This is a genomic window from Pseudomonas sp. E1BtOHC1 (assembly GCF_058744285.1).
Genome location: NZ_CP196023.1, coordinates 3,743,262 through 3,757,816, shown reverse-complemented (window position 1 = coordinate 3,757,816; position 14,555 = coordinate 3,743,262). Strand labels below are relative to the sequence as shown.

Sequence of the window (14,555 nt, the reverse complement as noted above, 5' to 3'; positions counted from 1 at the left end):
GCGATCTTGCAGGCCTCTTCGCTGGCAAGCCAGCGCCTACGGTTGGTGGCTGGCAAGGTGGGCGGCCAGGGCCTTGGCTTGCAGGGCGACGTCGGTGACCGCGGTGCTTTCCCACCACAGGCCACGCAACGGCGGTCCCATGGCGAACAGGCGCTCGGACGCTTGGCCACGGGCATTGTGCACGGCACCCTCTGCCGTGGCGCTGATGCCCAGGGCCAAGGGTCCGGGTGTAACCAGGCCACGGGCCAGCAGGTGCTGCGGCAAGGGCCGCGCGACCCGGCGCCAGTCATATTCAATGCCGCTGGAGTTGATCAGTGCGTCCCCCTCCAGGCGTTCGCTGTGCTCGGTGCCGCGATAACGCAGGCGGATCGTCAGGCGACCAGCAACCGAAGGTTCCAGTCCCTGGTAGGCCGCAGCATGAATCCGCAAGCGCCCCTCGGCGTGCAGACGCGCCACCAACTCGGCGCTCAAGGGCGGTGAGCGATGGTGATGGCTCTCCCACCACGGCCGCACGTGGCGCACGAACTGGCGTCGCTGGACATCCGTGGCCTGGCTCCACAATCGGCCGATATGCACCCGCACCGTGTCCAGCGGCGCTTGCCAGTCGATGCCCCGGGCCTGGGCCTCGCGGCACTGGCGCCGCACCTCCCGCAGCAGTTGTCGCGGGCTGCGCAGATTGAGGTCGGCGGCGAGGAAGTCCACCCAGGCCGGCGGCTGACGTCGCACATGAGGCAGCAGACCGTGCCGGGAAAACACTTCGATCGGCCCGCGATGCCCGGCCTGCTCCAGGGACACCACGGCGTCCACCATGGTCAGCCCGGAACCAATGATCAGCACCCGCGCGCCGGGGTCCAGACGGGCCATGGCTGCCACGTCCCAAGGGTCCAGGGCCGCGGCGTTGAGGCCGCTGGATCGGGTCTGCGGTGTGCGCGCCGCCGGGAACATGCCCGTGGCCAATACCGCCACCCCTCCACGCAACTGACGGCCGTCCGCCAACGTCAGGCAGACACCGTGACTGTCGGTGTCCAGGTCCATCGCTTCGCCGTGCACGTGGCTCAGGCTGGAGCCCTGCTCCAGGCCCAACTGCAGCGCCTCGGCCAGGCGTTGCTGCACATAGACGCCAAACAGCCCCCGAGGTGGAAACAGTTCGCTGACCGGCACCGGCTGCAGGCGCGATTCCGGCCAGCCGCCGTCGGCAATGTACCGGGTCAGCCACTGGGTCAGGTCGTCGGCATTGTCCGGATCGACGCTCATCCGTGCCGCGTTACCGTTCAGGGTATGCCCCAGTTCGACAGCGCTGTAGGCCTCGCCCCGGCCCAGCTCGCTGCGGGGCTCGATCACCAGAATCCGCCGCCGCCCCGGCAGGCGCAGCAATTGCGCCGCCAGCAAGGCGCCACTGAGGCCGCCACCGACAATCAGAATTTCAGCATCAGGGGTGGCAGGGTTTGCCTGTCCGCTGTGGTTTTGGCTCATGGAATACTCACGCGCAGTGTTTGCCCAGTTAGAAGTTCTGCAGATCGCCCCGCGCCAGCAGTGGCTCGGCGGTGCCGGGCAGGGCCACCCGGCCGGTGTCCAGCAGCCAGGCATGGGAAACGTAGTTGAGCGCCAGATTAATGCTTTGCTCGGCGAGCAGAAAGCTCACTCCCGCCTCACGATCAAGCTGGGCAACGATCTGAAAAATCTCCTGGACGATGATAGGCGCCAAGCCCATGGAAGGTTCATCCAGCAGTACCAAAGTAGGATGGGCTCGGTTGGCGTCATGCGATGTTCCGTGTGAATTCGGCGACCCAGGCCGGGGTTGCAGGATGAGCCGTGGCCTGGGGCGGCTGCCAGATGAACTGCAGGCGAGCAAAACCCAGCAGCCGGCGTATCCGTTGCTTGAGCAGCCGGGGCAGCGGCTGTTGCGGGTGGGCGATGGCCCATTCACACAGGCGCCGGCGCCAGCTGCCAGGCGGGGCCAGGCGACTCTCGATTTCATCCGCCAGGTGCTGCAGGCGCGAGGGCGAAAGCAGCAGGCCGCTGGGAGCCGCCTCGCGGCGGTCGCGAGCGCATGAGCCCCGTGTTTCGGGAAAGGCCAGGCTGTGGCCGCTGCTCAGCCACTGATCCAGCAACACTGTCAGGCCGTCCTGCCACTCCGTGCCCTCCTCGCTCCACAGTTGGGCAACCGTGGGTGGATGGCGCCAGTAAAACTGGCGCTGGGGTGTTTCGAGGGGCCCCAGCAGCTCACTGAACGACAGCACTGGCTGGTGCGAGCCTGGGGGCAATCGGGGCAGGGATTGCTGGGCGATCAGCCGTTGCGGAGCCAGGCTGCCTTGCCCCGCCGCGACCCAGCTCAGGACCTGCTGGCGCGACTGCACGAAAGCATGGCTCGGCTGCAGGCGCCACAGCGCCTGGCGCAAGGCTGGAGTGGGCAGATCAGCGGCGACACTCAGCACCTGGGCGCCGATGCTGTGGGCGGCCAGGGCCAGCAGGAGCAGGTCCGGCTCGAACAGCCCACTCAGGGCCAGCCTTGAGTGCCGGCTCAAGCCCTGCTGACGCAGGCCGTCGGCCAGACGCTCGACATCGCGCAGGGCATCGATCCAGCGCCAGGCGTACCAGTGCCCATGGCGCTTGTGGCGCAGGGCGTTGTCCAGCGGACTGACCTGGGCCCAGTGGCGCAGTTGTTCCAGGGCGCCGGACAACTGCAGCCGGGCCGGGAACGGGGGGGCATCCGCAATCGGTGGGGGGTTGAGTTCATGCACGCTCATGGATGGACCTCTATGGCTTGGCAAAGCGTGCGGTGGACCGCTGGCTGGATATTGACGGGCTTTACGGGGCCCTTTCGCTGGCAAGCCAGCTCCTACGGCTGGCAGGAATAATAGTGGGGACGGTAGGAGCCGGCTTGCCGGCGAAGGCGCTGGCAAATCGGACGCGGGTCTTGCGGGCCTCTTCGCTGGCCAGCCAGCTCCTACGGGAAGCGCCGGGGTCAGGCGCGGGCGCGCTGCGGCTGAAGCCGGGTACCGAGGTCGCGCCAGGCGCTGCCCGGGTGGTTCAGCGGCAGCCGAGGACCAGCGCCAAAGAGCTTCTCTCGCAGGGTGCCCGGGGCGTACTCGGTCTTGTAGACCCCGCGCTTCTGCAACTCGGGCACCAGCAGCTCCACGGCATCGATAAAGGTTTCGTGGGTCAGTGCGTAGGCCAGATTGAAGCCGTCGACATCGGTCTCCTCCACCCACTCCTGAAGCAGGTCGGCAACGGTTTCCGGACTGCCGACAAACAGCGGGCCAAAGCCGCCGATCCCCACCCAGTCGGCCAGTTCGTGAGGGGTCCAGACCTTGTTCGGGTCCGCGGTGGAGAAGGCCTCCACCGCCGATTGGATGGCGTTGGTGTGCACATGCTTGAGGGGTTCGTCCGGCTTGAAGCGGCTGAAGTCGATGCCGGTCCATCCGCAAATCAGCGCCATGGCGCCTTCATAGCTGACCCAGGATTTGTACTCTTCGAACTTGGCTTTGGCCTGGGCGTCGGTCTCGCCGAGGATCACCGTCTGCAGGTTGAAGATCAGAATCTTCGAGGGATCGCGCCCGGCCTCTGCTGCTCGGCGGCGGATGTCGGCCACGGTCTTCTTCAGCAGGACCTTGGACGGCGCGGCAACGAACACGCATTCGGCCTGTTCGGCGGCGAACTGCTTGCCCCGGCTCGACGCACCGGCCTGATACAGCACCGGGGTGCGTTGCGGCGAAGGCTCGCACAGGTGAATCCCCGGCACCTGGAAGTGTTTGCCCGCGTGGCGGATCTCGTGGATCTTGCTCGGGTCGCTGAAGATCCGCCGCTCCCTGTCCCGCAGGATCGCGCCGTCCTCCCAACTGCCTTCCCAGAGCTTGTAGCAGACCTCCAGGTATTCCTCGGCGTAGTCGTAGCGCGCATCGTGCTCGGTCTGGGTCTGCTGGCCGATGTTCTTCGCCCCGCTCTCCAGGTAGGAGGTGACGATGTTCCAGCCGGCGCGGCCACGGGTCAGGTGATCGAGGGTGGAAAGGCGCCGAGCGAAGGGATATGGATGCTCGAAGGACAGCGATGCGGTGAGGCCGAAGCCCAGGTGTTCGGTGACCAGGGCCATGGGCGGAATCAATTGCAGCGGATCGTTCACCGGCACCTGGGCCGCCTGGCGGATCGCCGCGTCGCCATTGCCGTTGTAGACGTCGTAGATGCCCAGTACGTCGGCGATGAACAGCCCGTCGAACTTGCCCTTTTCAAGGATCTTGGCCAGGTCGGTCCAGTACTCCAGGTCCTTGTACTGCCAGGAACGGTCCCGGGGATGGGCCCAGAGCCCCGGTGACTGGTGGCCGACACAGTTCATGTCGAAGGCATTGAGGCGAATTTCACGGGACATCACGCAGCACTCCTGAAACCTTGAGGTAGCACGCCATTGAGGCGGTAGTTGCCGATCAGTTGATACTTCCAGCGCAGCGGGTCTTGCAGGGCCTGTGGCTGCGGGGTGCGCTGGCCGGTGAGTTCAAATTCGGCGTTGCCGGCCGCCACCAGGGCCTCGGCGGCAGCGATCGCCGCCTCGGCCAGGGCGATGGCGATCTCCGCCGGGTCCTGATCCTCTTGCAGCCGGTGCTGGGCCCGCTCCTGCAGGGCAACCGCCACTTCGATGCGGATCTGCAGATCGCCAAAGCGGCTGATCACATACGGGTCGTCGCTGGCCCTGTCCAGGCCGCTGCCGGCCCAGGGCCGGGCCTGGTCGCGGACGAAGTCCAGGGTCGTCTGCAGCAGGCTGCGGGCCCGTTGCAGGTCATCGCTGCTGCGGGCCAGGTCGGCCTGGAAGCGGTAGGCGTGGGTCAATGCGTTCATATCCGATTCCTTTCAGTTCCAGGCGTGACGGGGCGGCTTGACGCCGTTGAGCAGGAAGTTGCCGATCAGGTGGTATTTCCAGCGGGCCGGGTCGTGCAGGGTGTGGGTCCGCGCGTTGCGCCAGTGGCGATCGAGGTTGTACTTGGCCGACACCGAGCGGGTGCCGGCCAGCTCGAACAGCTTGCTGGCGGCGAGCAAAGCGCTTTCTGCCGACAGCACCTTGGCCTGGGCCACTAGCAGCGAGGCGTGGGCGACGCTGTCTTCATCGGGCTTGAGCAAGGCCTGATCGATGGCCTGGGCGGCCTTGGTCAGGATGGCTTCGGTGCCATGGACCCGCCATTCCAGGTCGCCGATGGCGGCCTGGGTATAGGGGTCCTGCCAGCCGTGATCCAGGCCGCTGTCGATCCAGGGCCGAGACTGCCGGGCATGGTGCTTGGCGTCCTCCAGGGCGGCGACGGCGATGCCGGTGTCCACCGCGGCCTGGATAATCTGCGAGATCGGGCCGTCGGCGGTGGGCTGGTCGAAGGCCCGATGGGCCGGAATCACCGCGCTGCGCGGTACGTGCACGGCCTTGAGGCTGACCCCGCCGCTGGCGGTGGTGCGCTGGCCGAAGCCGTCCCAGCTGTCGATCACGCTCAGGCCGGGATTGTGGCGCTCGATAAAGGCAATGTGGGCCTGGTTGTGCTCATCCACCGCCACGGCCGGGACAATGTGGGCGAACAAGGCACCGGTGCAGTAGAACTTCTCGCCATCGATCCGCGCCTGGTCGCCGGTGAAGCGGATCTGGGTTTCAAAGGCGCCGACGTGCTTGCTGCCGGCCTCGGAAAACGCGTTACCAAAGCGGTAGCCCTGCAACACCTTGGCGAAGTAGTGCTGTTTCTGCTCTTGGCTGGCGGTTTGCAACAGGATGTCCACCACCCCGAGGTGGTTCTGTGGCAACTGGCCCAGGGATGGATCGGCGGCGGAGATGATCTTGATCACCTCGGCCAGGGTCACGTAGGACACCCCGGCGCCACCATAGGCCTGGGGAATGGTGATGCCCCACAGGCCGCTGGCAGAGAACTCGTCCAGCTCCGCCACCGGCAGGCGCCGTTCGCGGTCGCGCACCGCAGCCTCCACGGCAAAGCGCTGGGCCAGGGCCCGGGCAACGCTGATGGCCTCGGCATCGCTGCGGATGATGTGGGCACTGCAAGAGGGTTGGGCTGGGACTGTCATGGGCCGACTCCGTGTCCTGAAGATCAAGATGAACACCGTTCAGGTGCTCGCTACCAGGACAATTGCAGGAGTCGTGCCTAAATATAATTTCTTTAATTATCAGTAAGTTAATGAGTTATTTAGAGAAAGCTCATCAACTGAAAAAAGGCAAAATGTTCAACCACTGTTGGTCAGCCAACAGTGGCCTGCACGCGAGGGCAATCAGAACACCACGTTGCGCACGAAGCGCGTGGCCTGGGCGCCGTCATTGCGATAGCCGTGGGGAACATGACTGGCGAACATAAAGAAATCGCCGCTTTCCAGGCGCCGTTCAGTGTCACCAAAGAACACCGTCAGGCAGCCCTCGAAGACGTAGATCTGCTCGCTCCAGCCTTTGGCATCGCATTCCGAGTGATAGACCTCGCCGGGCTCCAGCTGCCACTCCCACAGCTCCACCTCACGGCTGGCCTCGGCCTTGGCCAACAACACCGCCTTGCTGCCCGGGATGGCACCGGCCCAGGCCAGTTCATTGATGCGGCTCGGGTCCCGGGCATCCGGGGCCTGGATCAGGTCGCTGAAGGCCACGTTCAAGGCTTCTGCCACTCGGTCCAGGGTGCCGAGACTGACGTTCTTCTCCCCCGCCTCGATGGCCACCAGCATCCTCCGGCTGACATCGGACTTTTCCGCCAGAGCGCTCTGGCTCAAGCCTGCGGCATGACGCAGGCGTCGCACATTGAGGCTGACGTGTTGCAGGACCGAAGCCCGCTGAACATTATCTTTGTGCACTATATTGCTCACTCCCTGGTTCTGCGCAGTATACTGCCCAACATTCGGCGCATTGTGCGTCCCCCCCAGGTAGCACGCAAGGCCATGACCTCTACACCCTCCCGCGGATTGCAATTCAAACTGAGCAAGGCCGAAGTCGTCCTTGTGCTGATCACCATGATCTGGGGCGGCACCTTCCTGCTGGTACAGAAGGCCATGAGCGTCAGCGGGCCGATGTTCTTCGTCGGTCTGCGCTTTGCCGCGGCGGCCTGCATCGTCGCCTTGTTTTCACTGCGCCACCTGCGCGGGCTGACCCTGTTCGAACTGCGTGCCGGGACCTTTATCGGCACCGCCATCATGCTCGGCTACGGCTTGCAGACCGTGGGCCTGCAAAGCATTCCCAGCAGCCAGTCGGCGTTTATCACCGCCCTTTATGTCCCCTTCGTTCCCCTGCTGCAATGGCTGTTCATGGGCAAGCGCCCGGGGCTGCTGCCGAGCATCGGCATCATGCTGGCGTTTACCGGGCTGATGCTGCTGTCCGGGCCCAACGGCGCCTCGCTGGATTTCAGCCCCGGGGAGATCGCGACCCTGATCAGCACAGTGGCCATTGCTGCGGAAATCATCCTGATCAGCAGCTTTGCCGGGCGGGTGGATGTGCGCCGGGTCACGGTGGTGCAACTGGCGGTCACCTCGCTGCTGGCCTTTGCCATGGTGCTACCGACCGGGGAAGCCTTGCCGGGGTTTTCCTGGTTGTTGCTGGCCAGCGCCCTGGGCCTGGGGGCCGCCAGTGCGGCGATTCAGGTGGCAATGAACTGGGCACAGAAAAGCGTCTCGCCGACCCGCGCCACCCTGATTTATGCCGGTGAGCCGGTGTGGGCCGGGATTGTCGGGCGGATCGCCGGGGAACGCCTGCCCGCACTGGCGCTGCTGGGCGGGGCCTTGATCGTGCTGGCGGTGATCATCAGCGAATGGAAGCCCAAGGGCCGGGCCGCGGATGCCGATCAACCGGCATTGACCGACCAGGCAGCGGACAGCGTGTAGGAGCCGGCTTGCCGGCGAAGGCGGTCTTGCACCTAGAGCGCGGGGTCGCCGGGGGCGTAGAGCCAGGTGGGGACGGTCAACGAACCCTTGTGCTTGGGCTCCAACAGTACCCGGTCATTTTCGGGCTCGCCGTGGAAATAGAAATAGGCGTGGTAGAGCACGTGCCCCTCGGCAAAGGCACGATCGAAATAGAGCACCGTACCCGCTGGCAGCCGGTAGCTCCGATCATCCCCCATCGGGCCTTCGATGATCAGCGCCTGGCGGGTCTTGAGCATGTCGGGGCGGTCGAGATAATGCTCCACAGCTATCCCCAAACCGGCGCCGAAGGCAGTGAACAGCAAGGCGAAACCGCCCCGTCGAAACAGCCGGCCCATGGCCGATCCTTTTATCGTGTGCACCCTTGTCGATCCTTGTGGTGATTTGACCTGGGCAGGACATTGGCCCCACAGCGCCCGGTGAACGGGCGCATCAGGCATTTCTCTCCTACCTTTGAAAGCGTATGTAACATTTCTTAGGGGGGCCGGGCCGCGCATGGCGGTTGGTGATCGAGGGCCTGGCACGTATTATGCGTCATACTTTTCCGCAGATTAGAAGCCTATGTCCCTGATAGTTCTACTGCTTCTGCCATTCATAGGCAGCTGTCTGGCGGCCCTGTTGCCGCACAACGCACGTAACACCGAATCTCTGCTGGCTGGTCTGGTGGCACTCATTGGCACCATCCAGGTGGCTTTGCTGTACCCGCAGATCGCCGACGGCGGAATTATCCGCGAGGAATATACCTGGCTGCCGAGCCTGGGGCTGAACTTCGTGCTGCGCCTGGACGGCTTCGCCTGGTTGTTCTCGTTGCTGGTGCTGGGCATCGGCAGCCTGGTGGCGCTGTATGCGCGCTACTACATGTCGCCGCAAGATCCGGTGCCGCGCTTCTTCGCCTTCTTCCTGGCATTCATGGGGGCCATGCTCGGCCTGGTGATCTCCGGCAACCTGATCCAGATGGTGTTCTTCTGGGAGCTCACCAGCCTCTTCTCCTTCCTGCTGATCGGCTATTGGCATCACCGCTCCGATGCCCGCCGCGGTGCCTACATGGCGCTGATGGTCACCGGCGCCGGGGGCTTGTGCCTGCTGGCGGGGGTCATGCTGCTGGGCCATGTGGTAGGCAGCTACGACCTGGATCAGGTGTTGGCTGCCGGAGACAAGATCCGGGCCCACGCCCTGTACCCGGTCCTGTTACCACTGATCCTGCTGGGCGCCCTGAGCAAGAGCGCCCAGTTCCCCTTCCACTTCTGGCTGCCCCACGCCATGGCCGCACCGACGCCGGTCTCGGCCTACCTGCACTCGGCGACCATGGTCAAGGCCGGGGTGTTTCTCCTGGCCCGCCTGTGGCCGTCGTTGTCCGGCACTGAAGAATGGTTCTACATCGTCAGCGGCGCCGGGGCCTGTACCCTGGTGCTGGGCGCCTACTGCGCGATGTTCCAGAACGACCTCAAGGGCCTGCTGGCCTACTCCACCATCAGTCACCTGGGCCTGATCACCCTGCTGCTGGGCCTCAACAGCCCCCTGGCGGCCGTGGCCGCGGTGTTCCATATCCTCAACCACGCCACCTTCAAGGCCTCGCTGTTCATGGCCGCCGGCATCATCGACCACGAGAGCGGCAGCCGCGATATCCGCAAGCTCAACGGTCTGATCAAGCTGATGCCCTTCACCGCGACCCTGGCCATGGTGGCCAGTGCCTCGATGGCCGGGGTGCCGCTGCTCAACGGTTTCCTGTCCAAGGAGATGTTCTTCGCCGAGACGGTGTTCATCAATTCCAGCGCCTGGGTGGAAATCGCCCTGCCGGTGATCGCCACCATCGCCGGGACCTTCAGCGTTGCCTACGCCCTGCGCTTTACCGTCGATGTGTTCTTCGGCGAACCGGCCACCGACCTGCCCCACACGCCCCACGAGCCGCCGCGCTGGATGCGCGCCCCGGTTGAACTGCTGGTGTTCACCTGCCTGCTGGTGGGGATCTTCCCGGCGCAGATCATCGGTCCGCTGCTGGCCGCAGCGGCGCTGCCGGTCGTGGGCGGGACCCTGCCCGAGTACAGCCTGGCCATCTGGCATGGCCTGAATGCGCCGATGATCATGAGCCTGATCGCCATGTCCTGCGGCATCGTCCTCTACCTGCTGCTGCACAAGCCGCTGGTGGCGGGCCGTTTCGCCTACCCGCCGGGCGTGGGTCGTCTCAACGGCAAGTTGTTGTTCGAACGCAGCCTGGTGGGCATGACCCGCCTGGCCCGGCGCCTGGAGCGGCGCCTGAGCACCAAGCGCCTGCAGACCCAGCTGTTCGTGCTGGTGCTGGCAGCGGTGATTGCCGGGTTGATCCCCATGCTCTACAGCCAGCTGACCTGGGGCGACCGGCCGAAGATCCCCGGCTCCATCGTCTTCGTGACCTTCTGGCTGCTGGCCATCGCCTGTGCCCTGGGCGCCGCCTGGCAGGCCAAGTACCACCGTCTGGCGGCCCTGACCATGGTTAGCGTCTGCGGATTGATGACCTGCGTGACCTTCGTCTGGTTCTCGGCGCCGGACCTGGCCCTGACCCAGCTGGTGGTGGAAGTGGTGACCACGGTGCTGATCCTCCTCGGCCTGCGCTGGCTGCCACGGCGGATCGAGGATGTCTCGCCCCTGCCCAGCAGCGTGCCCAAGGCACGCATCCGCCGCCTGCGCGACCTGAGCCTGTCGATCGCCGTGGGCCTGGGCATGGCAGTGCTGTCCTACGCCATGCTGACCCGCCCCACTCCCAACGACATTTCCTCGTTCTACCTCAGTCGGGCCTTGCCTGAAGGCGGCGGCACCAACGTGGTCAACGTCACCCTGGTGGACTTCCGCAGCTTCGACACCCTGGGCGAGATCACCGTACTGGCGGCCGTGGCCCTGACCGTGTTCGCCCTGCTGCGACGCTTCCGCCCGCCCAAGGAAAGCATGCAGTTGCCGGCGCAACAGCGTCTGCTGGCACCGGACGTGGTCACCGATCTGGTCAACCCACGCCAGGCCAGCGACACCGCCCTGGGCTTCATGATGGTGCCGGCGGTGCTGGTGCGCCTGCTGCTGCCGATTGCCCTGGTGGTGTCCTTCTACCTGTTCATGCGCGGGCACAACCTGCCGGGCGGCGGGTTTGTCGCCGGGCTGGTGATGTCGGTGGCCTTCATCCTCCAGTACATGGTGGCGGGCACCCAATGGGTCGAGGCCCAGATGAGCCTGCGGCCGTTGCGCTGGATGGGCACCGGTCTGCTGTTCGCCCTGGCCACCGGCCTGGGCGCCCTGGCCTGGGGCTATCCGTTCCTCACCACCCACACGGTGCATGTGGACCTGCCGCTGTTCGGCGATATCCACATCGCCAGCGCCCTGTTCTTCGACATTGGCGTTTACGCGGTGGTGTTGGGCGCGACCCTGCTGATCCTCACTGCCCTGGCGCACCAATCGGTGCGGGCCCACAAGCCGGCCAGCCAGTCCAAATCCCTGATCAAGAGCGGAGCCGCCTGATGGAAGAAGTCATCGCAATCGCCATTGGAGTCCTCGCCGCTTCCGGAGTCTGGCTGGTACTGCGCCCGCGGACCTTCCAGGTGGTGATGGGCCTGTGCCTGCTGTCCTACGCGGTCAACCTGTTCATCTTCAGCATGGGCAGCCTGTTCATCGGCAAGGAGCCCATCGTCAAGGACGGCGTGCCCCAGGACCTGCTGCACTACACCGATCCGCTGCCCCAGGCCCTGGTGCTCACCGCCATCGTCATCAGCTTCGCCATGACCGCGCTGTTTTTGGTGGTGCTCCTGGCTTCCCGGGGCCTGACCGGCACTGACCACGTCGACGGCCGGGAGCCCAAGGAATGAGTTCGTTGTCCCACCTGATCGTCGCCCCCATCCTCCTGCCGCTGCTGACGGCAGCCATCATGTTGCTGCTGGGGGAGAAACACCGCCCGCTCAAGGCGCGGATCAACCTGTTCTCCAGCCTGCTGGGCCTGGCCCTGGCGGCGTACCTGCTGTACTGGACCCAGGTCCAGGGCGCTACCGGCTCCTTCGGCGTGTACCTGCCGAGCAACTGGCAGGTACCCTTCGGCATCGTCCTGGTGGTGGATCGCCTGTCGGCACTGATGATGGTGCTCACCGGGATCATCGGGGTCAGCGCACTGCTGTTCGCCATGGCCCGCTGGGACAGCGCCGGTGCCAGCTTCCATGCGCTGTTCCAGATCCAGCTGATGGGCCTCTATGGGGCCTTCCTCACCGCTGACCTGTTCAACCTGTTCGTGTTCTTCGAGGTGCTGCTGGCGGCTTCCTACGGCCTGATGCTGCACGGTTCGGGACGGGCGCGGGTATCGTCGGGGCTGCACTACATCACCATCAACCTGCTGGCTTCGTCGCTGTTCCTGATCGGCACGGCAATGATCTACGGGGTCACCGGGACCCTGAACATGGCCGACCTGGCGATGAAGATCCCCCTGGTGCCGGAAGCCGATCGCGGCCTGCTGCATGCCGGCACGGCAATCCTGGCCATCGCCTTCCTGGCCAAGGCCGGGATGTGGCCGCTGAACTTCTGGCTGGTGCCGGCCTATTCCTCGGCCAGCGCTCCGGTGGCGGCACTGTTCGCCATCATGACCAAGGTCGGGATCTATACCGTACTGCGCCTGTGGACCCTGCTGTTCTCCGGGCAGGCCGGGGCCTCGGCCTACTTCGGCAACCAGTGGCTGATCTACGGCGGCATGGCGACGATCTTCTGCGCGGCCCTGGCGATTCTCCCGGCCCAGCGCCTGGAGCGCATGGCCAGCCTGAGCATCCTGGTATCGGCGGGCATCCTGATCTCGGTGATCGGCTTCGCCCAGCCGGCGCTCACCGGTGCGGCGCTGTTCTACCTGTTCAGCTCGACCCTGGCGCTGTGCGCGCTGTTCCTCCTGGCCGAGCTGATCGAGCGTTCGCGCTCGGCCGTTGAAATTCCCCTGGAAGACGAAGGCGAAGTCCTGCCGCGGCCCTTGGGGTCGCAGCCGCCGCCCCGGGGCAGCAACCTCGACGACGAGCAACAAGTGGTGGTCGGCCAGGTGATCCCCTGGACCATGGCTTTCCTCGGCCTGAGCTTCATTGCCTGTGCCCTGCTGATCATCGGCATGCCGCCACTGTCGGGCTTTATCGGCAAGCTCAACCTGATCGCCGCCCTGCTCAATCCCCTGGGTCTGGGGGTCAGCGACGGTGCGCCGATCCCAGTGGCGGCCTGGTGCTTCCTGGCGCTGCTGATCCTCTCCGGCCTGGCCTCGCTGGTGGCCTTTGCGCGGCTGGGCATCCAGCGTTTCTGGAGTCCGGAGGAGCGGCCTTCGCCGGTCCTGCGGCGCCTGGAGTGCGTGCCGATCGTGGCCCTGCTCGGGCTCTGCGTGCTGCTCAGTTTCAAGGCCGAGCCGCTGCTGCGCTTCACCCAGGCCACCGCCGACAGCCTCAACCACCCGGAGCACTATGTGATGGCCGTACTCGGCACCCGCACTGTGCTCAGCCCTGAAGCCAAGGCCACCCAGGCGGCGGAGGTGCAACCATGAAGCGTCTGTTTCCGGCGCCCTTCCTGTCCCTGGCGCTGTGGCTGCTGTGGCTGGTGCTGAACCTGTCCATCAGCCCCGGCAATCTGCTGCTGGGGGCGATTCTGGGCTTTCTCGCACCGCTGCTGATGCGCCCGTTGCGGCCGTTGCCGATCCGCATCCGCCGCCCCGGCACCATCCTGCGCCTGCTGCTGCGGGTGGGCTGCGATGTGGTGGTCTCCAACCTGATCGTGGCCTGGGGCGTGCTCAACAACGGGCGCCGACCGGTGCGCTCGGCCTTCGTCAAGATCCCCCTGGACCTGCGCGACGCCAACGGCCTGGCGGCGCTGTCCACCATCACCACGGTGGTGCCGGGCACGGTCTGGTCCGAGCTGTCCCTGGACCGCAGCATCCTCTTGCTGCACGTCTTCGATCTGCAGGACGAAGAGCAATTCATCCAGCACTTCAAGGCGACCTACGAGCGCCCGCTGATGGAGATTTTCGAATGAGCGTCCTCTTGACCAATGCGATCCTGTTGAGCCTGTTCCTGTTTTCCCTGGCCATGGTCCTGACCCTGGTGCGCCTGTTCAAGGGTCCCTCGGCCCAGGACCGGGTCCTGGCCCTGGACTACCTGTACATCCTGGCGATGCTGATGATGCTGGTGCTGGGCATCCGCTACGCCAGTGACACCTACTTCGAGGCGGCGCTGCTGATCGCCCTGTTCGGCTTTGTCGGCTCCTTCGCCCTGGCCAAATTCCTTCTGCGCGGCGAGGTGATCGAATGAACAGCCTGGAGCAACTGCCACTCTGGGTGGAGATCCTGGTGGCCGTGCTGCTGGTGATCAGCAGCGTCTTCGCCCTGATCGGCGCCCTGGGCATCCTGCGCATGAAGAGCTACTTCCAGCGCATGCACCCGCCGGCCTTGGCCTCCACCATGGGCTCCTGGACAGTGGCCCTGGCCTCGATCCTTTATTTTTCAGCGCTCAAGTCCGGGCCGGTGCTGCACGCCTGGCTGATCCCGATCCTGCTGTCGATCACCGTGCCGGTCACCACCCTGCTGCTGGCCCGGGCGGCGCTGTTCCGCAAGCGCATGGCCGGTGACGATGTGCCGGCGGAAGTCAGCAGCAAACGCAGCGAAACCGGCAGCTGAGCACTGCCACCCTAGGTAGGAGCCGGCTTGCCGGCGAAGAGGCCGGTGAGCCTTGCAG

Annotated in this window: 14 protein-coding genes and 1 pseudogene; 7 read left to right on the top strand and 8 right to left on the bottom strand. The window is 65.4% G+C overall.

From position 1 onward, the window contains the following. Nucleotides 1-36: 36 nt before the first annotated feature. The 7 genes and pseudogenes from ACSSVC_RS17325 to ACSSVC_RS17295 all read right to left on the bottom strand — a co-directional run bounded on the left by ACSSVC_RS17325 (nt 37) and on the right by ACSSVC_RS17295 (nt 6,807). Nucleotides 37-1,473, bottom strand: a complete 1,437-nt coding sequence (locus ACSSVC_RS17325) for an FAD/NAD(P)-binding protein (protein WP_492611058.1) — start codon at nt 1,471-1,473, stop codon at nt 37-39. Between the two features lie 28 nt (nt 1,474-1,501). Next, nucleotides 1,502-1,741: pseudogene (locus ACSSVC_RS17320) on the bottom strand (ABC transporter ATP-binding protein); the annotation flags it as partial. Between the two features lie 16 nt (nt 1,742-1,757). Continuing rightward, nucleotides 1,758-2,747, bottom strand: a complete 990-nt coding sequence (locus ACSSVC_RS17315) for an AMP-binding protein (RefSeq protein ID WP_492611057.1) — start codon at nt 2,745-2,747, stop codon at nt 1,758-1,760. Nucleotides 2,748-2,965: 218 nt separating this feature from the next. Continuing rightward, the gene (locus tag ACSSVC_RS17310) at nt 2,966-4,363 is read right to left on the bottom strand and encodes an LLM class flavin-dependent oxidoreductase (protein ID WP_446440106.1); all 1,398 of its coding nucleotides are present in this window, start codon (nt 4,361-4,363) and stop codon (nt 2,966-2,968) included. Continuing rightward, on the bottom strand, nt 4,363-4,827 hold the full coding sequence (locus tag ACSSVC_RS17305; RefSeq protein ID WP_492611056.1) for an acyl-CoA dehydrogenase: 465 nt from the start codon (nt 4,825-4,827) through the stop codon (nt 4,363-4,365). Before ACSSVC_RS17305 ends, ACSSVC_RS17310 begins: the two co-directional genes overlap by 1 nt. A gap of 12 nt (nt 4,828-4,839) precedes the next feature. After that, complete coding sequence (locus ACSSVC_RS17300) at nt 4,840-6,042, bottom strand: SfnB family sulfur acquisition oxidoreductase (RefSeq protein ID WP_446440105.1); 1,203 nt, start codon at nt 6,040-6,042, stop codon at nt 4,840-4,842. A 201-nt stretch (nt 6,043-6,243) separates the two neighbouring features. Beyond that, a complete protein-coding gene (locus ACSSVC_RS17295; protein ID WP_317072960.1) occupies nt 6,244-6,807 on the bottom strand; it encodes a helix-turn-helix domain-containing protein in 564 nt (187 codons plus the stop codon). Here ACSSVC_RS17295 and ACSSVC_RS17290 point away from each other — a divergent pair. Continuing rightward, entirely contained in the window at nt 6,802-7,827 is a 1,026-nt protein-coding gene (locus ACSSVC_RS17290; RefSeq protein ID WP_346632653.1) for a DMT family transporter, read from the top strand. The genes ACSSVC_RS17295 and ACSSVC_RS17290 overlap by 6 nt on opposite strands. Before the next feature lie 32 nt (nt 7,828-7,859). Here ACSSVC_RS17290 and ACSSVC_RS17285 read toward each other — a convergent pair whose 3' ends face one another. Further along, nucleotides 7,860-8,201, bottom strand: coding sequence for a hypothetical protein (locus ACSSVC_RS17285; protein ID WP_346632652.1), 342 nt, complete (start codon nt 8,199-8,201; stop codon nt 7,860-7,862). A 223-nt stretch (nt 8,202-8,424) separates the two neighbouring features. On the opposite strand from ACSSVC_RS17285, the gene ACSSVC_RS17280 reads away from it, so the two are divergent. From ACSSVC_RS17280 to ACSSVC_RS17255, 6 genes are read left to right on the top strand one after another with little or no spacing between them, the layout of a single operon-like run. Then, nucleotides 8,425-11,343 carry a monovalent cation/H+ antiporter subunit A gene (locus ACSSVC_RS17280; RefSeq protein WP_346632651.1) on the top strand — a complete coding sequence of 973 codons (2,919 nt, stop codon included), beginning with the start codon at nt 8,425-8,427 and terminating at the stop codon, nt 11,341-11,343. Then, nucleotides 11,343-11,687, top strand: coding sequence for a Na+/H+ antiporter subunit C (locus ACSSVC_RS17275; protein ID WP_011060906.1), 345 nt, complete (start codon nt 11,343-11,345; stop codon nt 11,685-11,687). Before ACSSVC_RS17280 ends, ACSSVC_RS17275 begins: the two co-directional genes overlap by 1 nt. Then, complete coding sequence (locus ACSSVC_RS17270; protein WP_492611055.1) at nt 11,684-13,372, top strand: monovalent cation/H+ antiporter subunit D; 1,689 nt, start codon at nt 11,684-11,686, stop codon at nt 13,370-13,372. The genes ACSSVC_RS17275 and ACSSVC_RS17270 overlap by 4 nt, the downstream gene beginning before the upstream one ends. After that, nucleotides 13,369-13,857 carry a Na+/H+ antiporter subunit E gene (locus ACSSVC_RS17265; protein ID WP_346632649.1) on the top strand — a complete coding sequence of 163 codons (489 nt, stop codon included), beginning with the start codon at nt 13,369-13,371 and terminating at the stop codon, nt 13,855-13,857. Before ACSSVC_RS17270 ends, ACSSVC_RS17265 begins: the two co-directional genes overlap by 4 nt. Next, the gene (locus ACSSVC_RS17260) at nt 13,854-14,132 is read left to right on the top strand and encodes a K+/H+ antiporter subunit F (protein ID WP_016962858.1); all 279 of its coding nucleotides are present in this window, start codon (nt 13,854-13,856) and stop codon (nt 14,130-14,132) included. Before ACSSVC_RS17265 ends, ACSSVC_RS17260 begins: the two co-directional genes overlap by 4 nt. Continuing rightward, nucleotides 14,129-14,497, top strand: a complete 369-nt coding sequence (locus ACSSVC_RS17255; RefSeq protein ID WP_446440103.1) for a Na+/H+ antiporter subunit G — start codon at nt 14,129-14,131, stop codon at nt 14,495-14,497. The genes ACSSVC_RS17260 and ACSSVC_RS17255 overlap by 4 nt, the downstream gene beginning before the upstream one ends. Nucleotides 14,498-14,555 lie beyond the last annotated feature (58 nt).